The following is a 23,227-nucleotide window of genomic DNA, read 5'->3' on the forward strand; positions in this document are numbered from 1 at the left end:
CACCAAAGATCTTTTTACGGTTAAAACAGGTACTGCCGAACACGGTCACAATTACACTCAGACACGTGTAACAAGCAAAGGCATTGAATTTATCGCGTCACGTTATGCTTCGGAGTTGATGCTATGAGTATGCGATTAATGGTTCAAGCAATGAATTGTAAGGTTGGCAATCCTGCTAGAAAACTTGTGCTTTTAAAACTAGCTGATAATGCCAATGATGATGGAATTTGTTTTCCTAGTTATCAATACATTGCCGATAAATGCGAAATGTCAAAACGTAGCGCGATTAGTCACATTGATGATTTAATCAAAATGGGATTGGTCACCAAAAAAGCGCGAAAAAATAAAGATGGTTCAAGTGCAAATTTATATCTTTTACACCTTGAGCAGGGTAGTGAAAAATCTGCACTAGGGGGTGAAAATATTTCACTAGGTAGTGAAAAATTTGCACTAGGGGGTAGTGAAAAATTTGCACCCATAACCAGTCACTCTTTAGAACCAGTCAATGAACCTAAAAAAACTACGCAAAAAAGCGAATCCGAAATGTTGCTTGAGCAGTTTGGCATAACAGGACAACTGGCGAAAGATTTTATCGCACACCGCAAAGCCAAAAAGGGCGTAATTAATCAAACGCAACTCAACCGTCTGCAAAAACAGGCGGACAAGGCTGGGATTTCGATTTGTGAAGCGGTGGAAATTTGCATTGAACGAAACTGGCAGGGATTTAACGCATCATGGGATTGGCGTGATGAGAAACTGCGAACATCCCAAGCGCAAAAAATGAGTTTTGAAGAAAAAAATGCGTTGCCGTGGAATCGTCCTGAAGACTGGGAGAATGTACTGTGAACCAATTAACTAATCAATCATTACATCAAGGTGTATCACCACAAGTGGAGAAATTTATTGATACGTTGTTCGACCAACTTTGCGCTAGTTGCCCTCAGTTGCTCAACCTCACTCTAGAGCGATTGCAGGTAGTAAAACGTCAGTGGATTTTAGGCTTTGCTGAAAATGGAATTACAAAAATAACACAAGTTAAACGAGGTATGGCGGAAATGCGTGCTAAGCCAAATGGGTATTTGCCAAGTGTAGGTGAATTTATTCAAGCATGCAAAGTTCTGGACTACCACGTATTGGGCTTACCGAATGAAGCGGAATTATACCAACGTTATAACACTTTCTTAGGCTATGCCCGATTCAATCGGGATGAATTTCAATATCGTTCAAAAATGGAATTTTGGTTGCTTAAAAATCTGTACGAAAAGTGCAAGAAAAAATCGGAAGAGGACACGTTGAAAACTATTCCGAAATTACTCACAGAAGCGGCGGAAAAAGTGCGGTCGAATTTTCCTTTTGAGGATATTCCGAAGATGATTCCAGCAAAGCCAAGTTTTTACGATAAAGCGAAGGCTGATAAAGCTCGAGATAGCTTGATGGCAATGATGAAAGGGAAAGGGGCATTGCAATGACAGGACAACAATTTGATAAAGATACATGGCAAACACCGCACTATGTCTTTGAATGGCTATCTCAACGTTTCGGGTTGTTCGATCTTGATGGTTGTGCAACAGCCAACAACGCCTTGACATGTCACTATATCGGCGAACCTAACTCAGATAATGATGAGCATCAATCAATCGCAGATGACTTTCTAATGCCGATTGAGCAAATGTTAGATGTATTGTTGGACGAAGTCGCAGAACGTTGTTCGGCTCCGTTAAGAATCTATGTGAACCCGCCTTATTCCAACGTTACACCATATCTACAACGCGCGAAAGAATTATGTGATGCTGGTTATTTAGTCGTGATGTTACTCAACAATGATAAATCTACTCAATGGTATCAAAACCATATTCAAGGCGTGGCAAATGAAGTGATTGATATTACAGGTGGTCGAATTGCATTTATCAACCCTGTAACAGGAAAAGAAATCAAGGGAAATAGCAAAGGGCAAATGGTCGTAGTCTTTGATCCGACAATGGAAGATTTTGTCACACGTTCAATTAGCCTTGATTTTATTAAAAAGATTGGTGGGTATAGCAAATGAGTTTTGAAGAACATAACAATCGCAAGAAAGCGAATAAGTTTGCTGAATATATTACGGGCGAATCTCTTCGCCGATATTTGGCTGAGAAAGTCGAGAAGTACTTAGGTAAAAATCCAAGTGTTTTTGATGGTGCAGCAGGCAGCGGACAGCTTGAGCAATTTATTCAACCAAGTAAGTTTATTGCAGTAGAAATTCAAGCGGAATCATGCGCGGCATTAGCCAATAATTATCCAGATGCTGAGATTCATAATACGAGTTTTTTCTTGTATCAAAGTGAGCCAAAAAGTGATTGTGTTGTAATGAACCCGCCATTCTCACTTAAATTTAAAGAACTTACCGAGGAAGAAAAGACCGCTATTCAAGCGGATTTTCCGTGGAAAAAATCAGGTGTGCTTGATGATGTTTTTATGCTGAAAGGATTAGCCAATGCGCATCGTTTTGGGTTTTTCATTATGTTTCCTGGCATTGCCTATCGAAACACCGAAAAAACACTCCGTGAAGTTATTGGGAATCAATTAGTCGAGTTGAATTTGATTCAAAACGCCTTTGAAGATACGCCTATTTCAGTGCTTTTCTTGGTGGTTGATAAAACTAAGTCAAATAACAAGACATACCGTGAATTGTATGACTGTGCCACGAATAAAATAATTAACGCTGATGAATGGTTAATTGATTCTGATAAATGGGACACGGTTTCACCGCCAGAGCCGCCAAAAGAAAAAGTAGATCCTATGAAATTAGAGTTGATGTCGCAAGCTCAACTAAAAGAGCAAATTCGCGCTCAAATTCAATTTAGCGGTATGGTGTTTGATTTAGAAGGCTGGCCGCGTGAAGAATTTGAAAAATTCTGCGATGAAGTCTGTGTTTTGATTCAGGAAGAAAAAAAATCAAATCGCTTTTTATTTGGCTGGGGCGAATGAATGAGCCAATACAAACCTTTCTTTTTACGTAATCAACGCATTAAAAATAATTGCTTGGATTTAATCAAGGAACTGCCAACGGATGATAAAAAGCCGTTAGTAGTCAAAATCCAACCAATAACACGAAACCTTGAGCAAAACGCCAAGTTTCACGCTATGTGCCAAGATGTTGCAAATCAGGCTGAATTTATGGGGCGTAAGCTCACAATGGAGCAGTGGAAAGTGTTGTTTATTTCGGGTCACGCAATCGCCACCAATCAAAAAGCAGATGTTGTGCCAGGTCTTGAGGGGGAATTTGTGAATATCCGTGAAAGTTCGGCTCAAATGAGCGTGAGCAGAATGGCAAGCCTTATCGAGTATGTGACCAGTTGGGGCGTGCAAAATGGCGTGAGATTTAACGATAGATGGGGATTTTACGGACGATGATAGAGGGAGAGACCATGGTTTTATTTTTGATTACATTTTCTGCTGTCCTGTTTTTTCTTTTCGGTCAGCCCCTTGCTGCCACCCTTGTTTTATGTGGAGCTTGTTGGCTTTCCGGTTGGTATTTTGCGCATAGCACGGTTGCAACAGAGTGCGAGAGATTGGGTAAGTTTTACGTTGGCAAAAACGTTTATCAATGCTCAAAAATTGAAACGATCGAGGATAAATAATGTTAGAGCTAATTTTACTCCTGCTCATTGCGATGATTTTTATTGCTGTGATTGTGGTTGTTTTGGATTGGTTTATTGGTGATGAGTGGTGGTTTGATGAGTAAAGAGAAATTTGAACGCACAAAGCCGGTTGTAAATGTTGGTACTATAGGTCATGTCGATCACGGCGGAAAAGCAAAACTCACGGCAGCAGTAGTAATGGCAATGGCGGCTAACTTAGCGCGTAAATCGGTTGATGATGTAAACGAAAAACTAACGCGCGGATTGACAAAAGAACGTGAGGACTGGCGCAAGTGGAGACAGCCAGGCAGTAAAGGCAAGAACGTGATTAATGGGGGTAAGACGGTGAGCAAGGTTAATTATCGCAAAGAGGCGAAAGGGCGTGATTGCCAAGTGCGGTTACCTGGTATTTGTAATCATAATCCTGAAACGACCGTATTAGCACATTATCGTATGGCAGGATTAAATGGAGTCGGTATGAAGCCCGATGATATTTTTGGTGCTTGGGCATGCTCATCTTGCCATGATGAATGTGACCGTAGAACTAGAAAAATGGATACTGAAGATGTCCGCCTGGCACACGCTGAAGGAGTGTTTCGAACACAGCAAATTTTACGCAAGGAGGGCAAGTTATGAGTGATTGGCTAGAGATTGCCTTACCTTATCCGCCATCAGTTAATCACTATTGGCGACACACAAGAAACGGACGGCATTATATCAGCGAAGCAGGGAGAAAATTTAAAGCCGAAGCATTGCAAATTTTACAACAATTCGATCCATTTATCGGTGCAGTTGCAGTGCATCTTGAAGTTTATTATCCCGATAACCGAAACCGTGATCCCGATAATATAAACAAAGGGCTTTTCGATAGTTTAGTCGCCTCAGGATTAATACAAGACGACAACAACAAAGTGATAAAAGATTTTCGCAGTAAAAATTGCGGAACCAAAAAAGGCGGAATGGTTGTAGTAAAAATTAGAGGGCTTGAAAATGAGTAAATCAATCGAATTGTTGGTGAAATTACATAATCCTAAATGCGTGAGTGTGGAAACTGTGGGCCGCGGTGGTGCTGCGTTGCTTTATCAAGATCAAATTATTTGTGCTTTTGCCAAAGCAGAAAGCGAATACATGTTCGGCTATCACTTGCTGATGTATAAATATCGCCAAGATCCATTTTCGCGTGAATTTGTGAATAGTTATATTGAAAGCTGGTGCGAGGATCGCGGATTCCCTGAACACTCAGCGGAAGCGATGAAATGCGTAGTCGATATGGTTTGCGATCTGCCCTTACCAAGCCAAATTAAACATATCAAATCGCTTAGAAAACGATACCTACGATCGCAATATGCTTATCTTCCAACGATTGAAAAGATGAATAAAATTGCCGAAGAAAATGGTTTGTCGATTAATGGTGTGGAAGCTCGTCAATTAAGAGTCCGTGAAATTAATGAATTGCGTAAATCAAATACTTGTCCGCGTTGCCGTGGAACGGGGGTAGTCGGTCGAGTGCAAAAACGTGAATGTCCTGAGTGTCGCGGAAAAGGGCAGTTGCGCGCCAATATCTATCACTTGATGAAGTCCATTGATTGTACTGAATCTTATTTTAAACGCTATATCTTGGCGTTGGTGGTGGATTTTGAACGCCATTGCTATGAGGATATGAGTGGGGCGGAAAGTGTGATTAAGCAGAGATTAAATAAAGAAATTTCTGATTGATTTTTGAATTTGTGAGTAAGATCACAGATGAAAAATAATAAATCTCTTATAATTGGTAAAAATTGATTATGGGAGTTTTTGTTTATGAAAAAGAGTTTAGTATTGATTTCATTGCTCTTTGTTTCTATGCAATCTACAGGGGTTGGTAATAGCGAAATTAATAATGTGGAGCAAGTAAATAAATTTTCCAGAGAATCAAGAATACTACTTGAGCGTGTTAAACCAAATTCATTTAGGGAATGGTCGTATAAGTATGATGTATTACAAGCTCAATACGATAAATTAGAAATGGATTTCCAAAATAGACCAAGTAAAGGGAGTTCTAAGAAAAGTAGTAACTTTTTAACGGATGATGAGTATCAAGAGTTAATACATAAAGTGAAGGGGAATAGGGCTGTTACTAGAATTTATCCTCCTGAAAATCAGTGGGTAAATGTTCGATTTTATAATCCATTGAATGTAAAAATCAAACAAATAGAGCTAATTATAACGGAGGACATAACGGAGTATAAAACAGCATCAAATGAAAAGTTGTCTGAAAACAGTTTGTTTAGAGATATTTACTGGAATATATCAGACAGAGACAAAAAAAAGCCTGTTGAACAGGTTTATTTAGAGGCTAAAAATAAATTTTTATCCGATTTAGATAAGAAGCATCCTGAGATAACAATTAGAGTTGATGTAAATGCAAATCCTTATTCTATGGTAAATGTGAATTTTGAAATACCATCAAATTTTGATATTGAACGATGGAATATTAGCAAGTTGATCGGAGAATAGTAGTTCCAACATAACTATTGGCATAGGTAAGTGTAAAAATTTGTCAAGATAAGAATAAAGCCTGTTTACAAAGCAGGCTTTTTTCATTATTATTTTCATCAAGGTGTCGTAGCCTTAAATCCAAAGCGGAAGTCCGCACCCGACAGCATAGCGGTTTTTTTATGCGTAAAATTTGTGATCTCGTTTAGTTTTATTGCCATTAAGACTTAACACGCATAAATCCAATTTCATCTATGCCGAGAGGGCGAGGAATAAAAGACCTTCGGGGAATAACTCCAGCCGACTTTGGACGGTTTACGAACCTCTTGGCACCCCATTTAGGGTAAATCTTAATTTCGTAAAAAAATCCAAAGGAGACATTTTATGTCTAATCAAACCCAACTCTCTACATTCAACTTTGAATCAAATTCTATCCGCACTTTAGCTATAAACAATGAACCTTGGTTCGTTGCAAAGGACGTTTGTGACGCAATCGGTCTAACAAACTCTCGTATGTCTTTAATTGCGTTAGATGAAGATGAAAAGGGTGTAAGTTTAATTTACACCCCTAGCGGACAACAAGAAGTGAATATCATCAGCGAAAGCGGAATGTACACTTTGATCTTACGTTGCCGTGATGCAGTGAAAAAAGGATCTATTCCACACCGTTTTAGAAAATGGGTTACAGCAGAAGTATTACCTACTATTCGTAAAACAGGAAAATATGAAAGCAAAACATCCGTCAATGACAGAACAGGGTTACGCAATGCCGTGAATATGCTCGTGAGCAGAAAAGGATTAATTTATTCCGATGCCTATCATTTAATCCACCAACGCTTTAATGTGGAAAGCATCGAAGATTTGACATTAGAGCAGTTACCGCAAGCAGTAGAGTATGTACACAAGATAATTTTAGAAGGGGAATTAATCACTGAGGCTGAATTGCCTAGCAGTGAAAAGAAATTCACTTTTGAATTTACTGAGTACGAACTCCAACAGCTTCTTTGGTTATGGTTTGCTTTCAAACGTGGCGTCGGCACATTCCAATACATCGAAAAAGCCTTTAAGACGCTAGGCTCAAATATGAGCGGGCAAATCTACGGGCAGGCTTACGAATATTTAAGCGTGCTACGCTCAACAAACCAAATCTTAAATCGCATTACACAAGAGTTTGAGATTGATCCAATGACAAATTGGCGAGCATTAGAACACTTGCGCCAGTTTGATCCGAAAGCCATTAGAGTAGATTTTTAAAAAGGCTTTCAACTGTAAAGCAGATTGACATTAGCCAAAAACTGCACTAGAATTTTCCATAATAGCCAAAGTGTAATACATTTACATTTTGGCTTTTTTATATGTAAAAGAAAAGCCGAGGTGAGGGAAACACTTCGGCTTTTTTCATTCCTGTTAAGCTCAATTTAAAGGAACGAATTTATGATTAAGTATAACAGAACGAAACTAAAAATACATCCAAAAGAAGGATTAAATATGGAAACTTATTCAACACCTGTTATTCGTGGTGCGATTGCCTTTGCGATTGTAGCTTTAGCTGTGGGAATTTGTCTTCTTTTTGCAACGCCTTTTATTAGTGCTGTTCGTTGGTGGTAGTCGTTATATTGAGTTATGTAAAAATCCCTACTTGTTGATACTGTTAGGGTATCTATAAGGGGTAGTCTAATGGTAAAACAGCGGTCTCCAAAATCGTTGATTAAGGTTCGATTCCTTGCGACTTTGCCATATCACAAGCTCACGTTAACACGTGGGCTTTTTTATTGCCTAAAGAACAGGCGGGAGAAAATATATGCCAATTAAAGAGCCTGATGTATGGGCGTTAATATGGTCTTGGTTGCAAACAAATCTTAGTTCTAGCTCAGCACAGAGTGCTTTTTGGGCGTTATTTATTTCTCTTTTAAGATTTGGGTTTATGCGTAAAAAGCCAGCTATTCGTTATGTTTTAATTGATGCGGCTATGTGTGCCTCTATTGCGGGTGTTGCGGTACCAATTTGTACGCATTTATTTGGGCATACAGAATATTCTTCATTTCTCGGTACGATGATTGGTTTTGTTGGTACTGAAAAAATTCGCGAGTTTTTATTTAAATTCATTAATCGGAGAATTGAAAAAGATGACAATGATGATTTCCGAAGTGACATTTAATAAAATTTTTCCACACGCAGTTAAAGGTGTTTATCAAGCTATTTCGGCGCAGATAGAAAAAGCAGGTTGTGTAACTAAGATGCAGCAAGCGATGTTTTTAGCTCAATGTGGACATGAAAGTGGCGGATTTACAAGATTTAAAGAAAATTTAAATTATTCTTGGCTTGGGCTTTCTAAAACTTTCCGTAAATATTTCCCAGACCCTCTTACAGCGAAGAAATATGAGCGCAAACCTGAACTTATTGCCAATCGTGTTTATGCTAATCGTTTGGGTAATGGCGATGAGAAAAGTGGAGATGGTTGGAAGTATCGTGGTCGTGGACTGATTCAGATTACAGGTAAGGATAATTATGCCGCATTTAGAAAATGGTTAGGTAGAGATATTGAGCCAGAAGATGTGGCAGGGAATTTAGATTTATCTGTTAAAACTGCTGTGTGGTATTGGAAATGCTATGAATTGGCTGAGCTTAATTCTGTCGAAAAAGTCACGCGAAGAATTAATGGTGGACTAAATGGCATTGATGAGCGTTGCAAGCTCTATCGAGCATTAATGGTAACGGATAATGACTAAGTACATTTACATAGCGTTAGCGGGTGTTGTCGTGGTTTTGATTGGTGTATTGCGTTACCAGTCTGGCGTTATTGAAGACTTGGAAACCACAAAGGCACAACAAGCTGAAACCATCATTCAGCAATCCACTAAAATCACCCAATTAGAATCGGATATTGCTGAAAATCAACGCATCACCTTTGAGTTATCCAAGGCTGAAAGCAAAGCGAGAGAGGAACAAAATGCGATTATCAATTCAATTCCAAATAGCGATAAACAAAGCAATGCGTATAATTCCGTTGCTCCTATTAGCTTGCTTAACTTCTTGCGCAAGTAAACCGCAAATCATCACATATCCAACTATTCCAGCAGCGTATCTTGCTCACTTAGATAAAACATCATTTAGCGGTTCAACCTATGGGGATGTCGCGCAATATGCCGTAATACTCAAACGCGAACGTGATGTCTGTTTAAATCGGATTGATAAAATCCGTGAATGGCAACGTGAGAAAATGGAAAAATAATCTAATACCTAAACCGTGCGTGCAATAAAGCGCGGTTATTCTTCACCACCTTTGCTCGCTTAATGCGGGCTTTTTTATATCTCGTTTATGGCAAAAAAAGATTGGAACGCACTACAAATAGAGTACATCAAGACTTATGCAAAAACTGGTGTGTCTGTTATGGAGTGGTGCAGACGGAAAGGATTGAATTTTGCCACTGCTAAACGGTATATCAAAAAGCCTGAAACGATCTTTGAAAACTGCGAAAGTGTGAATAAAACTACTAAATCGGAAGTTATTGAAAATAAAGAAGATTTGGATAAAAACTGCGAAACAAACTGCGAAAGTGTGAACAAAACTGCGAAAGTTATCCAAGAGAACTGCGAAACCGCGAAAGAAATTGCGACAAAAGTAAAGCAGTCCGCAAAAATGATAAAGCATGGTGGCTACGCTCGATATTTTAAAGATAAATCTGCCTTTGATGTTGTCGTTGATTTTAGCCTTAAAGATGAAATTGACCTGATGCGCCAACGGGCTATTTCTTCCATTGAAAGCATTGAGAAGTTCACTGCTGATTTAGCGCGGTGTACTACAGCAGAAGATAAGGAAATTACATTTAAGCTAATTAAATCTGCTGAAGCGGCATTAGATAGAGCGGTGGGGCGCATTGAAAGCCTGAATAGCACAAATAACAATATTGCACTTACTCTTGAAACAATCGAATTAAGAAAAGCACAGACGAAAGAAACCTTACTTAAAGCCGATAAATTAGCGCAAGAACTCGGGGCAAAAGCGGCAAGTAAATACAAAGTCGAATATGCCATTGACTTCTACGATGACGAGGAAAGCAATGAAGATTAATTATCGCGCCTCTGCTACATTTCGTAGAGTACATAGATCGAACGCATTAGTGAAAGCGATTCGTGGCCCGATTGGTAGTGGTAAATCCGTAGGTTGCGTTATGGAGATGTTCCGAATTTGCTTAAATCAAGAAGCGAATGCTGACGGTGTGCGCCGTACTCGTTGGGCTTGTGTGCGAAACACTTATCCTGAATTAAAAGGCACGGTAATCAAGACCTTTCAAGCGTGGATTCCTGAAAGTATTTGTCCGATTAAATATGACAGTCCTATCAGTGGCATGATGAAAATCAATCACCCTGACGGTAAAACCATGGTAGAGGCGGAATTTATGTTTCTTTCAATGGATAAACCGCGCGATGTAAAAAAATTAATGTCACTTGAATTGACTGGTATTTGGATCAATGAAGCTCAATTCTTACCAGTGATGCTGGTAACAGAAGCGGTAACACGTACTGGTCGTTTTCCTGAAAAGCGAGTTTCGGAAGGATTCGATGGTGCAACGTGGAATGGCATGATTATGGATACCAACTCACCTGATGATGATCACTGGTGGCATACCTTTGAAATGGCACTCGATGAAGAAACAGGGGAAAGCCTTACGCCTAAGAATTGGGCGTTCTTTACACAGCCTGGGGCGTTAATTGATATTACAGGCATTCCGTTTGAATCGTTATCTAATGGAGTTAAAGCTAATATCGAAAATGGCTTATACGTTGACTATCACGGACACCGATTTGTCGCTAATCCGTTAGCAGAAAACGTAGAAAACCATAAAAAAGGCTATGGCTACTGGTTTGATAACCTTCAAGGACAAACATTGAGTTGGATTAAATCTCGCATTTGCAACGAATTTGCGACCGTTCAAACAGGCAAACCCGTCTATATGGATCACTTCAACAAAGATTTACACGTCTCGAAAGACAAATTATTACCTATTAAAGGCTGGCCAACATTTATCGGTCTTGATTTTGGTTTAACGCCAGCTGCAATTATCGGTCAAGTCTCACCTATCGGTCAGTTACGTATTACCGATGAAGTTGTGGCGACAGGAATGGGGATTCAGCGATTCATTCAAGATCAGCTATCGCCTTTAATTCGCTCCAAATATACTGGTTGCGAAGTGGAAGTGATTGGTGATCCGGCTGGCGTTCAACGTGCGCAAACAGATGAAAAAACCTGTTTTCAAATTTTGTTAGAAAACGGATTCAATGCACGTCCAGCAGATACGAACAATACAACAGGACGATTAGAAGCGGTGCGCTGGTGGTTATCTCGTTTGGTTGGAAAGGGGCAACCTGCGATGATTATCAGCCCGCATTGTCGAGTTTTAATTAAAGGCTATGAAACAGGTTATGCCTATCGCCAGTTAAATATTAGCGGTGAAGAAAAATATACGGAAATGCCCGATAAAAATCGCTATTCACATCCACACGATGCAAACCAATATTTATGTTTAGGCGCTATGCCTGATTTATTCAAACAACAAATCATCAACGTTAAACCACACCAAGCTATCAGCTCAATCACAGGATATTAAAAATGGCAGAAGAACAATCCGCAATTCTAGAAGCTATCACCGCTTTTGGGGCAGATCTAAAGGTCAAGCTATTAGAACATTTAAAGCAACGCCAACCGATCGTGCAACGTTGGGTGAAAGATATGTATCAGTATCGCAACCAATATGAAGAAAGTATTAAAACCAATAAATCGAAAGTTTTTGTTGGCTACACTCGTGCGAAAACAGATTCGTGGACAGCGCAAATGACAGATATGCTTTTCCCTAGCGATGATAAAAACTACGGAATCAGCCCAACACCAATGCCAGAAATTACGAATATTGCAAAACAGCCTGACACTGACGATCCGAATTTGCGCAATCAAATTTCCAACGCACGTGCCATTATGCAACAGGCCAAAGAAAGTGCAGAAGCCATGGAAAAGCTAATTGATGATCAGTTATTAGAGTGCGACTATGCGGCAGAAGCGCGTTTATGTTTACATTATGCAGCAGCGCTTGGTACTGGTATTTTACGTGCGCCTGTGGTGGATGTTGTGGAATCCAAAGCATGGAAACAAGACAGTTTAGGGAATTGGGTGGGAGAAATTGTCAATAAAACAATTCCAGCCGTTCGTTTAGTTCTTCCGTGGGATTTTGTGCCAGATATGACTGCGCCAACGCTCAAAGATTGTCAGTTTGTGTTTGAGCGTAGCCATGTGACTAAAAAACAATTACAGGCGCTTGCGAAAAATCCGTACTACTTGAAAGAAAGCGTATTGGAATTATGTGAGCTTGATGGTGGGGATACGCGTACGGCAAGCAATGATATGGATGGCTATGTCGATACACTAAGAACACTTTCTGGGCTTGAAACACAAAGTAAGGATAACCGCTATGAGTTGTGGACTTATCACGGTGGGATTCCGTTAAATGTGTTGTCAGGTGCAAATGAATTGTTAGGTGAAGACAACAAGTTAAATATTCCTGATGATGAAGAATCACGTGCTGCCAACTTAGAAATTGAAGGTGTAATTGTGATGGCGGGCAACGGTAAAATCTTGAGTGTAAACCTCAATCCACTTGATACAGCTGAATTCCCTTATTCAGTTTATACCTGTGAACCTGATGTTTGCTGCCTATTTGGTTTTGGTATTCCTTACCTTTGCCGTGATGCACAAGAAATACTCAATACTGCTTGGCGTGGAATGATTGATAACGGAATTTTAGGAATTGGGCCACAAGCAGTAGTCAATAGTAGTGTACTAACACCAGTGGATGGGAACTGGGAACTTGCACCATATAAGTTATGGAAAACTAATGACCGTGCAACCGCTAATGCTCAATTTGAAGCGCAACGTGCATTTGGCATCTTTGATATTGGTAGTCGTCAGCAAGAGTTAGCTAATATTATTCAACTGTCTAAATCTTTTATGGATGAAGAAAGTGGTTTACCAATGATTGCTCAAGGTGAACAAGGACAGGTAACGCCTACGCTTGGCGGTATGTCTATGTTGATGAATGCTGCTAATGCGGTGCGTCGTCGTCAAGTGAAAGAATGGGATGATTCGGTGACTAAACCGCTGATTCGTCGATTCTACGAGTACAATATGAATATGAGTGAAGATTCGTCCATTAAAGGTGATATGCAAGTTGTAGCACGTGGCACGTCAGCTTTACTTGTGAAAGAAACCCAAACCGCACAAATCATCGATATTTTCCAAAAATTTGGTCAGCATCCGCAATTAATGTATGCGTTTGATTGGTACGATGGTGCGAAAACTCTCATGCAGTCTATGAGTATGGGAACGCAGACTATGCTAATTCCACGTGAAGAGTACGAACAAAAACTTCAGGAAATACAAGAAGCGCAGGCACAGCAACCACAAGATCCTGAAATCCTTAAAGTTCAAATGCAAATGCAGATCGCGCAACAAAAACAACAGCACGAAATGCAGTTAGAGCAAATGCGTACACAAGCTCAGTTACAGATCGAGCAAATGAAAGTACAGATTCGTGAAAAAGAACTTGAAATTAAAGTCCTAGAAGTCCAAATGCATCAAGAATCGCAACAGGCAAGATTGAATTTAGACAAGGAATTAGGAACAGCGAAACTCACTACCGATATTCAACTCCAAACAGGTAAACAAGCCGCAGACTTGGAAAAATTCAAGACGGAAGTGGCATTGAAAAATGCGCCAGTAGTTAATCCAACTGGTAACTACGGATTAGATCAATAACAGACCGCAACTTAAAAAGTGCGGTCTTTTTTTATCACCAATTTAAGGGCAAATAAAATGAGTAACTTTTACCTCCCGCAGAAAGAATATGACAACATGATCGGCATTATGACCGGCAATCCAAGTGGTAAAAAGAAAAATGATATTACTAGTGCTTATGTCGATATGCCGATGGCTGAGCAAAAGCCTGAGCAACAAGGATTGGTTGCAGATACCATTGATGCGGTACAAATGGGGGCTTGGAAGGGGGCGAGCGACATTGCGCATGGTTTAGGTGCTTTAACTGGAATGGATTGGTTGCACGATGTGGGCGATTGGGCGGCAAAAGGTGCGGATGAAAACCTTGCAACTATGTCTGATGAAATGAAAACTGCGCTTAATCAAAATGCGTTCGATGGAGAAGATCAAGGTGTGCGCAATATTCGTTGGTGGGCTGGTAATCTTGGCTCATTGATTGGTCAAAATCTTGATACCGTTTTAACACTTGGTGCGGGTAAAGTCGCCACATTCGGTGTGAAACAAGCCGGTAAATTGTTCTTGAAAAAAGAAGCGGCTGAACAAGTAGGGAAAACAGCTGTAGAACAAGCCGCTAAACGTGGTATTCCTCAAAAATACTGGAATATGGTTGGCGTGACTGCTGTAATGTCCGCAATGTCGGGTGGCAGTCGTTACGGTCAAAAACGCGATGAAGTGATGGGTATGAGCAATGAACAGCTTGCGCAAATTCCCCAATTTTCTGATGCGTATTATGAGATTGCTGATAGTGAAGAAGGCAAAGGCAAAACAGTTGAGGAAATTTATGATTTAGCTAAATCCTCCTTTGCTGATAAGGTGGGGAGTGCAGCCGCACTAAATCCGACCGCAATCGCTACTGACTTAGTGACAAATGCTGTAAGCGGTCTTGGTGGTGGTTTTTTAGGGCTAAGTAGCGCAGCGAAAACCATCAAAGGTGGTTTATTGAAAGGTGCAATGGTTGAGGGGGGGACGGAAGCAGTTCAAGGTATTGCGGAACAGTATGCGCTAAATAAAGCAGAGAAAGACTATTACAATCCGAATAAAGATTTAACCGAAGGTATGGCTGACAATGCTATCAATGGTGCGGTGCTTGGCGGCGTGTTTGGCTCGGCAATGGGTGGATTGGACGCACATACGGAACAACGTGTATTTAATAAACAAAAACGCGTATTACTCAACCATATTGATACTGGTAATGAAGCGGTAGATAGTCAATTAAGAAACTACGTAGATATGCTCAATCAAGGTGCAACGGAATTGAGCGATCTTGTTTCTGTAAGTCGTGTTCAGGCTTTAAATAATGCCGGTATTGTTAATGCACGTGCGCGACAAGCTGCGGAAGATGCATTGGCACAGCAACAAGCAAAAGCAAAATTTGAATCAGACTTCTTTGGAGAAGATACCCAGCAAGCTCAAGATGTAAATTCTGCCTTCCAAGTTGATCCTAAATTAGAACGTGCACTTGAATTACACTCAATCTTAGGGCAATTTCGCAATAATAATCTTTCTCGTGCGAATGAATTTATGGATACGCCAATGGTTTTTTCTGATGAACAAGCGAAAAAAGATCACGTAACAGAAAAAGCATTGACAGAAGTACGCAATATTGCACAGCAGTATGGTATCAATCCACAAGATGGAAAAGCGATGCGCCAATGGCTAGAAGATTATGCTGAAAAAGCGAAAGAATACGGTGAAAATCAACCGCACTTTAATGCGCCGACAAGCAACCTACAATCTGAGGCAAATATCGCACCAACGAGTCGTGAGGGAGTTATTGAGGGCGTGAGCGATGAAATTGATGTGGGCAATGGAAACTATCAGCCTTTCCAATATGAAGTGGTAGATGCGACTACACTTTCCCCTACGCAACAAAAAGATGACAACCAATTCCGCGATCGTGACAGAACAGCAAGCCAATCACAAATTAACAACATTGCGCGTAATTTAGATCCGCGTAAATTGGCCGCAAGTCCAACTATGGATATTGGTGCGCCACTGCTTGCTTTAGACGGTAAAACTATCATTGCTGGTAACGGTCGTTCAATGGCCCTTCGCCAAGCCTATCAAGAAGGCGGTGCAGAAGGTTATCGACAATTCTTAAAAGATAATGCCGATCGTTTTGGTGTTGATTCAGCTGAATTAGATGCCGTGGAAAACCCTGTGCTTGTTCGCCGCTTAACTTCGCCAGTAGATATTGCACAAGTCGCAATTAATTCCAACGAGCAAGGTGGAATGCGTATGTCTGAATTGGAGCAAGCGAAAGTCGATGCTCGCCGCTTGCCAAGTATGGATTCTTTTGTTGCCGATGAACACAGTGAAATTAATTCTACTGACAATCAGCAATTCATTCGTCAATTTATTCAAAATCAGCCAGAAAACCTCCGAAATGAATTATTAGACAGTAAAGGCAATTTGAGCCAAACAGGCGTTCAACGTATTCGTAATGCAATGCTTTATCAAGCCTATGGCGATAGTCAAACATTATCAAGATTGATTGAGAATACTGACCAAGGAGCTAAAAACGTACTTAATGCTCTAACCGCACTGGCACCCAAAGTGGCTCAAACTCAGCAAGATATTAATTCAGGCGTGCTTTCTGACGTGGGCATTTCCAACGAAATTATTCAAGCGGTAGAAAAATACAATCAGCTCAATGCACAAGGTTACAAAATCAATGATTATCTTGCTCAAGAAGATTTTGTTGGGGATTTATCGCCGGAAGCAAGAGAAATCTTAACCATCTTTGATGAAAATCGCCGTAGTGGAAAGCGTATTGCGCAAGTGTTAGGTGCATATTTCGATCAGGCTAAAACACAGGGCAATCTATCACAAGCCAGTATTTTTGGTGATATGGCATTCGATAAATTAGGCTCATTGCAGCAAGCGAAGAATGTTGATGAAGATATTCGATTAAGTCTTAATGAATCGGCTGATTCTGATTTTGCGAAAGCAGTGGATTATGTAGCCAATGGTAAGTTTTCATCGCAAATTATTGATGTTGGCACAACTCCTAGCGTATTGAAGATGCTGGGTCTTCCTGATGCTAATGTGGTGATCAGTGGTGCAGTATTGAAAAAGATAATGTTAGGAAAACATAATGTTACACCTGATACATTAAAACAGCTACCAAAACAAATTAATGATCCTGTAGCAGTAATGAAATCAAGCACACAGCAAAATGGTTATGTGGTTTTAACAGAGTTAATGGAAAATGTGAATGGAATCAACAAGCCTGTTGTTTCAGCCTTGCATTTAAAGCAGACTTCACAAGGAATTGAATTAATTAATATTGCTAGTGTATATGGACGAAATAATTCGCAAATTCAACGCGGATTAGAAAATGACTTGCTTTATTGGAATAAGAAAAAAGGAGCCAATTTCTTAGATAATCTTACGCTTCAATTGCGATCACCATTATCAGAAACTAACTCCATAAAAAGTTATCAATTTGCTAGGACTGCTGGGCTTCAATTGCCATCGTCGCTCACTAGCGTAGATAACCTTTCTGTGTCTAATATTAAGACCGAAGCTGATTTAAGTCAATATCAAAGCGCAAAAAACAATCAAGAATCTTCCATTAGTCCTGAAGTTCAACGTGTGCAAGCGATAATCAATAAAACTTTTGGTAAAGCCGCACAGCATATCGAAGTGACCACCTTTGCTAACCCGCCAAAAGACGTGAAGAATTTAATTACTTCTGACGTGGAGGGTTGGTTCAATCCAAAAACAGGCAAAATCACTATTGTCGCCGACAGCATTAAAGCGACAAAAACCATGACCAAAGACGAACGCTTACAGTTCGTTGCATGGCATGAAATGGCTCATCGAGGAATCAATGTTGGCTACAAAGGCACTTATGACAACCTTATGACTGAAGTCGGTAAAAATAAAATGGTAAGTAAAATTGCCGATGCGATTCAAGTCCAACGTAAAAATACAGATGATTTAGCCGCAACCAATCGTGCAGTGGCGATTGAAGAGGCCATTGCAGAAGTGATGGCCGCACACGAAACCGGCAAATGGAATGAGCTTGAAAGCCGTTACGGTGTAGAGATTAAAAAAGGTCAAAGACAATCAACTAAATCATGGTTAGCAATGACCGCACAACGAATTAAAGAATTCTTATCAAAAATCTTTGGTGCCGAACGTGCCGCACAATTCTCCGATGAGGATGTATTGAATCTTGTCGCTAATATTAAGAAAAGTGCGGTTGGAAATTTTAATGAAAGCGGTAACGTACGCTTTAGCCGTAATGAAGACCTCACCGAAGAACTCTACAACCAAGCCAAGGAAAATGGCGAAACCGAACTTACTTTTCATCAATGGAAACAAGTTCGCTCGCCTGAGTTTAAAGCCTGGTTCGGTGATTGGGAAAACGATCCTGAAAATGCAAGCAAGGTTGTGAATCCTAAAACTGGCGAGCCGTTAGTGGTTTATCATGGCACATTAAATAGTTTTAACGTATTTAGCAATGATAGAGGTGTTCATTTTGTATCTGACGATCCGAAATTTGTTGATAAGTTTGTAACGCAAAATAGTGGAGATCTTGCTGATGGTGCAAATGTTATGCCGTTGTTTATTTCCGCCAAAAATCCTTTTGATTACACTAACAAAAAACACGTTGGGAAACTTTCGGCGAGAGCCGGATTGAGTTCTAGCGCCGTTAGTGAAATAAAAAAAGGTAAATGGCAACGGATAGAGGATAGAACAATCATTGAATCAATCAAAGATTTGGGATTTGATGGTTTTTATGTAAATGAGGACGGAGTTAAAAACTTAGCTATCTTCAACTCCAATCAAATTAAATCAGCATCCTCTAATACGGGGGTATTTTCAAGCGAGAATGATGATATTCGTTTTAGTAGAAAAGGCGATTCAGAATATCAACGAGATTTAATTGTCACACACAACATCAGCGCAGACGGCATTATGCACGCCAATAAAATGGGAGGATTGCCACTGGCATCTGTTGCAGTAGCAAAACAAAGCAATCCATTAACCAATTTTGGCGAAGTCACTTTAATTGGTAGTCGTGATTATATTGATCCTAAAGGTGTAAATAAAGCTCAAGTTTTCGGCAGCGATATTTATTCTCCTCGCTATCCTCGAGTTAGCTATGAGTATTCAGCTAAAGATAAAAATGTATTATTTAACCGTTTTGAGAAAGCTGCTAAAGAGGTTGGAGATGGAAGTTTTGATTATTACTTTACTCAAGGTCTAGAAGATACCGGCGCAAGACAAGCTATGCTTGATAGTGATGCCGTTAAATATCAATTCTTAAAAGAGCAGAATATTCCGTATAAAAAAGCCCATCAAGATATTCCGAAAAGCGTACACGCTGATTATCCGTCCATTCAAAAAGCAATTAAAGCCGGCATCAGCGAGGAAGATATTTCATCCATCGAGAGTGCGGATAAATTTGAGGGATTATTCAGAGAATTTATCAAGGATTACATCAAAGATATTGAGGGTAGAGTATCTCCATCGCCATCGCTCAAGAATGTTATTGTTCGTGCAAAACAAGCCTTGGATGGGGATAAATATGCTGTTCGCACATTCGCTGAATCAAGAGTAAAAGAGGGGTTGAAATTACAAGAATCTAAAAAAGTATTAGATTCAGTCGAAACATTATCAAATATGCGCAAGGCAGTTAGCGAGCATGAAAATGCTTTCCGTGATTATGTTGATAGTATCGTTGAAACCATACCAGTTAAAGAGAAAATTTGGAATGGTACAGATGGTCATGGCCGCAATAAATACGTTGCGCATACCATTGAAAATGTTGTGAAAAAACTAAAAAAAGATTTACGAGGCGGCGAATCATTTAATTATGGAATGCCTAACGTGCGTGCGGCCGTTACGCCTAAGTTTAAATCCATTGCTGATATTCAAGCTAATAAACATCGAATCGTATCTAAAGAAGAATTTGAAATTGCAAAAAATACTCTTAAAAAAGAGGGAGATTTATTAGCGAACAAATTAGGTGTAAGCACTTTAGATATTTACGATGTGCTATGGAATGCGGTGGATGAAAACACTTCAAAAGCATTTGGCTATGCCGGCATCAGAGACACTCAAGAAAATAGAATGGCGGTTGATACGTTTTTGAATAAACTCAAAGCGTTGCCAACTGAATACTTTGAGGGTAAGGCTAAAGATATTACACAATTCAGTAACTTTGCTGGTGCTGTTGTTCCTGATAATCTTGCTAAAAATGCCTATGATGTATTGGAAAAATCAGGGGTGAAAATCTTTACCTATGATTCTACTGATCCTAAATCAAGAATTGAAGCAATTAAGCAAGCGACAAATCAATTAGATGAAGAGCGTGGTGGGGATATTTTATTCTCTCGTGCAAATACAATGCAATCCGCTCTTGATTTAGCAATGACAGGCGTAGCAGACAGTGAGCCTAGTGTATGGGATAACTTAAAATCCAAAGACTTCTCAGGATTTAAAGAGCGCTTTAATCGGGTAGTGGGCAAAGTGGATGAATGGTTCGCTGATAGCTTGCGCCCAGTGAATGACTGGATTGATTCAATGCATCTTGAAGATCAAACAGGGAATACGAGCAGTCGAGATCACGAAAAACGCAGATTGAAAGATGCGATGTACACCGCCAAGGGTAAACGTGATGCACTAAATTCAGAATTAGAACAGGCGTATTTAAAACCTATCCTATCTAAAATTGCCGCTTTATCTAAAGAGACCAAGAAAAGCAAACATCCGATCGATGAATTAACAATGAAACGATTAGTCGGTAACTGGATTTCGGCTCGCTATTCTATTGAGAAAAACATTGATTTATTAAATCGTGATGAAAAAGTAATGCGTGATACAAAACGCTTATTGGATAACGCTAGACAAAACGGTACAAGTGTAGAAGTTCGTCGCTTAAATGAGGCTTATCTAAAAGCAAAAGAGCAATACGATAACCGTAAGTCTGATATTTACAACACAGATTATAAAAACAAAGGTAATCGCTTTAAAGTTGGGGTCGCTGGAGGTTGGTCAATTCCGGAAGCTGAATTGATTATGAAGAATACTGAACAACGTATTAGTAAATCTAATTTAGAATCAATTGCTGAGATGGTTTACGATCTTAATCAATCAAGATTAGATATTGATCGTGCAAGCGGTCGATATACTGAATCAGAATATCAAGAATACAAATCAAATCGCCATTATGTTCCTTTAACTGGTGATCCTAATGCTGATGTAGATGTTGATATTATCTCAGGTGCCAGCTCAAATGCGCTTAATATAACTCGAGATAAAGCATTGAAAGGTCGTATAAACTCAGAGGCTGAAGATGCGATTGATGCTGTTTGGAAGTCAATCGGTAAATCCACCACCTATGCCGGCTTTGCTGAGTTTAAATCTAGAATTGATGACTTGTTCGAAACAGAAGTGACTTTATTGAAAGATAAAGGCTATTCTGATGCAGAGGCAAGAGAACAAGCAACTGCAAATTTAGGTATTAGCAAACGCAAAATGCAAGGCTTAACACGCTCAAGCGACAACGTGCTTATCCGTAAAGAAGGCAGTGATTATTATGAGTATGAATTGCCAACTCAAGTGATGGAATCATTGCGTAATGACAACGTTGAACACGCCAATGCTTTCTTGAAAGTCATTTCTAAACCGACAGGATGGTATGCTCGAGGTGTTACACAATGGACTGTCACTTTTGCGCCGATGAATATGTTGCGTGATACTTGGGAAAAATCAGAATTTATCCGAGTGCAAAAACTTTACGATAAAAATAATCGCCTAGTTGATAGCAAAACAATGGATAAAATCGGTCGTGATACCATTAAAAATGCACTGGCTGATAAGGAAGTATGGCAAGCAACTAAACGATTAGGGTTCGGACAAGAATTGCGTGATAGCGTGCCTGCAGAGCGGATGTTAAAACAACTTCTAAAAGAGGGGGGAGTATCAAACTATGGTGCTTACTTAGATAAGACAGAAACCGACTTAATAAAAAGACTGAAAAAAGAAAACAACCCATTGTCAAATAAATTAGAGAAAGTAGGCAATATTTTAGAAGGGTATAATAAAACCTTTGATACAGTTTCTGCGCTTGCCGCTTATAAGGCCTTAGTTGAGAATGGTGTAGATAGCAAGCAAGCGGCCGCAACAACGCTAGAATTAACCAACTTCCGCAAGACTGGTTCAAAAATGCGCGGTATCAAAGCATTGTATATGTTCTCGCAACCCGCTGTAATGGGCGCGGCCAATTTAATGCGTTATCTATCCACACGTAAAGGTCAGTATCGTTTTGCCGCCTACCTTGCAGGGATGACTGCGCTTTACACCGTTTTACGCTCTATGGACGATGAAGATGAAGGGGGGAATAAAATGGATCAACTTGGCGATATTACACGTTTTATCCCGTTTCCACTTGGTGATGGTTATTATTTCAAATTCCCCGTTGGGTTTGGTATGCCGCAAATGGCATGGAATTTTGCTACGAATATCGTAAAAGGAGCGGTTGGTGATATTTCATTGACTGAGGCGGGGACGAATATGCTAGCACACTCCTTGAAAACTTTTGCACCTATTAGTCCAAGTGAAATTTCTGCAGCAAAATACCCAATGGAAAAAGCTGCATTAACAATAACACCGACATTACTTCAACCATTAATGCAAAATGTTGTAAATCGATCTGCTTTTGGTAATAAGATCACAACTAACTATGTGCGTGATGATAAATTAAAAGCAGAACAATCTAAGGCGACAACTGCTCAATTTTGGAAAGATGTGGCGATTAATCTAAACGATACAATGGGTATTGATATGCACCCTGAGCAAATTAAAAACTTGTTTGATGGTTATAGCTCAATACTTGGTAGTCTTAAAGAGTTGAATACTGTATTTGTGGAAAATCCTAATCGTGAAGAGCTTGGAAGAAAAGCACGTACGCCATTCTTAAATCAATTCATTGGCACAACAAACGAATTTGCTATTCAAAGCCGTTACTATGAGGCAAGCGAAGAGGCTGGAAGTGTTTATAAAGAATACAAATCTCGCAAAGAACGCAATGAGTTAGGTGATTGGTTAGATGCCAACAAGATGAAACTAATTAAATTCCATGAGCAAGAAGAGAGTATTGTTAAGAAAGCAAGAAGTGAAAAAGCTAATCTAACTCGTGCATTACGCTCAGGCAAAATTAGCGCAATTGCTTATGAGAATGGCATTAAGCGTTACAATAAAGATATGAGCAGAGTACAAGCAAAAATGTTACGTAAATACCGTATAATGGAGGGATTGAACACAAATTAATCTATTGACAATAAAAAAT

General features: G+C 39.7%; 20 protein-coding genes, 1 tRNA gene and 2 pseudogenes. All 23 read left to right on the forward strand.

Annotated features, from left to right (window positions below; translation table 11 throughout):
* Window positions 1-127 (forward strand): annotated as a pseudogene (locus HMPREF2813_RS09965) (phage antirepressor KilAC domain-containing protein); the annotation flags it as partial.
* A complete protein-coding gene (locus HMPREF2813_RS08760) occupies window positions 124-846 on the forward strand; it encodes a helix-turn-helix domain-containing protein (RefSeq protein ID WP_048942425.1) in 723 nt (240 codons plus the stop codon). The pseudogene HMPREF2813_RS09965 and the gene HMPREF2813_RS08760, both read left to right, overlap by 4 nt.
* Window positions 843-1,469: a replication protein P gene (locus HMPREF2813_RS08765; protein ID WP_042602862.1), complete on the forward strand. Its 627-nt coding sequence runs from the start codon at window positions 843-845 to the stop codon at window positions 1,467-1,469. Before HMPREF2813_RS08760 ends, HMPREF2813_RS08765 begins: the two co-directional genes overlap by 4 nt.
* Window positions 1,466-2,047, forward strand: coding sequence for a DNA N-6-adenine-methyltransferase (locus tag HMPREF2813_RS08770; protein WP_013527632.1), 582 nt, complete (start codon window positions 1,466-1,468; stop codon window positions 2,045-2,047). The genes HMPREF2813_RS08765 and HMPREF2813_RS08770 overlap by 4 nt, the downstream gene beginning before the upstream one ends.
* Window positions 2,044-2,967 carry an N-6 DNA methylase gene (locus HMPREF2813_RS08775; RefSeq protein WP_013527633.1) on the forward strand — a complete coding sequence of 308 codons (924 nt, stop codon included), beginning with the start codon at window positions 2,044-2,046 and terminating at the stop codon, window positions 2,965-2,967. The genes HMPREF2813_RS08770 and HMPREF2813_RS08775 overlap by 4 nt, the downstream gene beginning before the upstream one ends.
* The gene (locus HMPREF2813_RS08780) at window positions 2,968-3,393 is read left to right on the forward strand and encodes a recombination protein NinB (RefSeq protein WP_013527634.1); all 426 of its coding nucleotides are present in this window, start codon (window positions 2,968-2,970) and stop codon (window positions 3,391-3,393) included.
* A 14-nt stretch (window positions 3,394-3,407) separates the two neighbouring features.
* On the forward strand, window positions 3,408-3,620 hold the full coding sequence (locus tag HMPREF2813_RS08785) for a hypothetical protein (protein WP_065245543.1): 213 nt from the start codon (window positions 3,408-3,410) through the stop codon (window positions 3,618-3,620).
* Between the two features lie 96 nt (window positions 3,621-3,716).
* Window positions 3,717-3,890, forward strand: a pseudogene (locus HMPREF2813_RS10170) (elongation factor Tu); the annotation flags it as partial.
* Between the two features lie 75 nt (window positions 3,891-3,965).
* The gene (locus HMPREF2813_RS08790) at window positions 3,966-4,256 is read left to right on the forward strand and encodes a DUF1364 domain-containing protein (protein WP_041175226.1); all 291 of its coding nucleotides are present in this window, start codon (window positions 3,966-3,968) and stop codon (window positions 4,254-4,256) included.
* On the forward strand, window positions 4,253-4,618 hold the full coding sequence (locus HMPREF2813_RS08795; RefSeq protein WP_048942427.1) for a RusA family crossover junction endodeoxyribonuclease: 366 nt from the start codon (window positions 4,253-4,255) through the stop codon (window positions 4,616-4,618). Before HMPREF2813_RS08790 ends, HMPREF2813_RS08795 begins: the two co-directional genes overlap by 4 nt.
* Complete coding sequence (locus HMPREF2813_RS08800; RefSeq protein ID WP_013527637.1) at window positions 4,611-5,336, forward strand: TIGR02642 family protein; 726 nt, start codon at window positions 4,611-4,613, stop codon at window positions 5,334-5,336. Before HMPREF2813_RS08795 ends, HMPREF2813_RS08800 begins: the two co-directional genes overlap by 8 nt.
* Before the next feature lie 84 nt (window positions 5,337-5,420).
* Complete coding sequence (locus HMPREF2813_RS08805; RefSeq protein WP_013527638.1) at window positions 5,421-6,116, forward strand: hypothetical protein; 696 nt, start codon at window positions 5,421-5,423, stop codon at window positions 6,114-6,116.
* A 363-nt stretch (window positions 6,117-6,479) separates the two neighbouring features.
* Complete coding sequence (locus tag HMPREF2813_RS09845; protein WP_070647068.1) at window positions 6,480-7,349, forward strand: P22AR C-terminal domain-containing protein; 870 nt, start codon at window positions 6,480-6,482, stop codon at window positions 7,347-7,349.
* Between the two features lie 180 nt (window positions 7,350-7,529).
* The gene (locus HMPREF2813_RS09935) at window positions 7,530-7,703 is read left to right on the forward strand and encodes a hypothetical protein (RefSeq protein ID WP_005643389.1); all 174 of its coding nucleotides are present in this window, start codon (window positions 7,530-7,532) and stop codon (window positions 7,701-7,703) included.
* Window positions 7,704-7,761: 58 nt separating this feature from the next.
* Window positions 7,762-7,832 (forward strand) — tRNA-Trp (locus HMPREF2813_RS08815).
* 64 nt (window positions 7,833-7,896) lie between these two features.
* Window positions 7,897-8,253 carry a phage holin, lambda family gene (locus tag HMPREF2813_RS08820; protein ID WP_005650535.1) on the forward strand — a complete coding sequence of 119 codons (357 nt, stop codon included), beginning with the start codon at window positions 7,897-7,899 and terminating at the stop codon, window positions 8,251-8,253.
* Window positions 8,222-8,824 carry a glycoside hydrolase family 19 protein gene (locus HMPREF2813_RS08825; protein WP_020910072.1) on the forward strand — a complete coding sequence of 201 codons (603 nt, stop codon included), beginning with the start codon at window positions 8,222-8,224 and terminating at the stop codon, window positions 8,822-8,824. The genes HMPREF2813_RS08820 and HMPREF2813_RS08825 overlap by 32 nt, the downstream gene beginning before the upstream one ends.
* Window positions 8,817-9,140, forward strand: a complete 324-nt coding sequence (locus HMPREF2813_RS08830; protein WP_041175176.1) for a DUF2570 domain-containing protein — start codon at window positions 8,817-8,819, stop codon at window positions 9,138-9,140. Before HMPREF2813_RS08825 ends, HMPREF2813_RS08830 begins: the two co-directional genes overlap by 8 nt.
* Window positions 9,088-9,327 (forward strand): Rz1-like lysis system protein LysC, encoded by a 240-nt coding sequence (locus tag HMPREF2813_RS09725; protein WP_224057268.1) that lies wholly within the window; start codon window positions 9,088-9,090, stop codon window positions 9,325-9,327. Before HMPREF2813_RS08830 ends, HMPREF2813_RS09725 begins: the two co-directional genes overlap by 53 nt.
* Before the next feature lie 87 nt (window positions 9,328-9,414).
* Window positions 9,415-10,167, forward strand: a complete 753-nt coding sequence (locus tag HMPREF2813_RS08835) for a terminase (RefSeq protein ID WP_065245532.1) — start codon at window positions 9,415-9,417, stop codon at window positions 10,165-10,167.
* Window positions 10,157-11,704: a hypothetical protein gene (locus HMPREF2813_RS08840; protein WP_041175177.1), complete on the forward strand. Its 1,548-nt coding sequence runs from the start codon at window positions 10,157-10,159 to the stop codon at window positions 11,702-11,704. Before HMPREF2813_RS08835 ends, HMPREF2813_RS08840 begins: the two co-directional genes overlap by 11 nt.
* A 2-nt stretch (window positions 11,705-11,706) precedes the next feature.
* Window positions 11,707-13,902 (forward strand): hypothetical protein, encoded by a 2,196-nt coding sequence (locus tag HMPREF2813_RS08845; protein ID WP_065245531.1) that lies wholly within the window; start codon window positions 11,707-11,709, stop codon window positions 13,900-13,902.
* 57 nt (window positions 13,903-13,959) lie between these two features.
* A complete protein-coding gene (locus tag HMPREF2813_RS08850) occupies window positions 13,960-23,208 on the forward strand; it encodes a MuF-C-terminal domain-containing protein (protein ID WP_143413362.1) in 9,249 nt (3,082 codons plus the stop codon).
* Window positions 23,209-23,227 lie beyond the last annotated feature (19 nt).

It is taken from the genome of Haemophilus sp. HMSC066A11 (assembly GCF_001811665.1).
In the GTDB taxonomy this organism is placed as follows: Bacteria; Pseudomonadota; Gammaproteobacteria; order Enterobacterales; family Pasteurellaceae; genus Haemophilus; species Haemophilus influenzae.

What these genes read in the sequence shown, in the direction of transcription:
- HMPREF2813_RS08760 (WP_048942425.1), top strand. Translation starts at nt 124, where the DNA reads ATGAGTATGCGATTAATGGTTCAAGCAATGAATTGTAAGGTTGGCAAT.
- HMPREF2813_RS08770 (WP_013527632.1), top strand. Translation starts at nt 1,466, where the DNA reads ATGACAGGACAACAATTTGATAAAGATACATGGCAAACACCGCACTAT.
- HMPREF2813_RS08775 (WP_013527633.1), top strand. Translation starts at nt 2,044, where the DNA reads ATGAGTTTTGAAGAACATAACAATCGCAAGAAAGCGAATAAGTTTGCT.
- HMPREF2813_RS08780 (WP_013527634.1), top strand. Translation starts at nt 2,968, where the DNA reads ATGAGCCAATACAAACCTTTCTTTTTACGTAATCAACGCATTAAAAAT.
- HMPREF2813_RS08785 (WP_065245543.1), top strand. Translation starts at nt 3,408, where the DNA reads ATGGTTTTATTTTTGATTACATTTTCTGCTGTCCTGTTTTTTCTTTTC.
- HMPREF2813_RS08795 (WP_048942427.1), top strand. Translation starts at nt 4,253, where the DNA reads ATGAGTGATTGGCTAGAGATTGCCTTACCTTATCCGCCATCAGTTAAT.
- HMPREF2813_RS08800 (WP_013527637.1), top strand. Translation starts at nt 4,611, where the DNA reads ATGAGTAAATCAATCGAATTGTTGGTGAAATTACATAATCCTAAATGC.
- HMPREF2813_RS08805 (WP_013527638.1), top strand. Translation starts at nt 5,421, where the DNA reads ATGAAAAAGAGTTTAGTATTGATTTCATTGCTCTTTGTTTCTATGCAA.
- HMPREF2813_RS09845 (WP_070647068.1), top strand. Translation starts at nt 6,480, where the DNA reads ATGTCTAATCAAACCCAACTCTCTACATTCAACTTTGAATCAAATTCT.
- HMPREF2813_RS09935 (WP_005643389.1), top strand. Translation starts at nt 7,530, where the DNA reads ATGATTAAGTATAACAGAACGAAACTAAAAATACATCCAAAAGAAGGA.
- HMPREF2813_RS08820 (WP_005650535.1), top strand. Translation starts at nt 7,897, where the DNA reads ATGCCAATTAAAGAGCCTGATGTATGGGCGTTAATATGGTCTTGGTTG.
- HMPREF2813_RS08825 (WP_020910072.1), top strand. Translation starts at nt 8,222, where the DNA reads ATGACAATGATGATTTCCGAAGTGACATTTAATAAAATTTTTCCACAC.
- HMPREF2813_RS08830 (WP_041175176.1), top strand. Translation starts at nt 8,817, where the DNA reads ATGACTAAGTACATTTACATAGCGTTAGCGGGTGTTGTCGTGGTTTTG.
- HMPREF2813_RS09725 (WP_224057268.1), top strand. Translation starts at nt 9,088, where the DNA reads ATGCGTATAATTCCGTTGCTCCTATTAGCTTGCTTAACTTCTTGCGCA.
- HMPREF2813_RS08835 (WP_065245532.1), top strand. Translation starts at nt 9,415, where the DNA reads ATGGCAAAAAAAGATTGGAACGCACTACAAATAGAGTACATCAAGACT.
- HMPREF2813_RS08840 (WP_041175177.1), top strand. Translation starts at nt 10,157, where the DNA reads ATGAAGATTAATTATCGCGCCTCTGCTACATTTCGTAGAGTACATAGA.
- HMPREF2813_RS08845 (WP_065245531.1), top strand. Translation starts at nt 11,707, where the DNA reads ATGGCAGAAGAACAATCCGCAATTCTAGAAGCTATCACCGCTTTTGGG.
- HMPREF2813_RS08850 (WP_143413362.1), top strand. Translation starts at nt 13,960, where the DNA reads ATGAGTAACTTTTACCTCCCGCAGAAAGAATATGACAACATGATCGGC.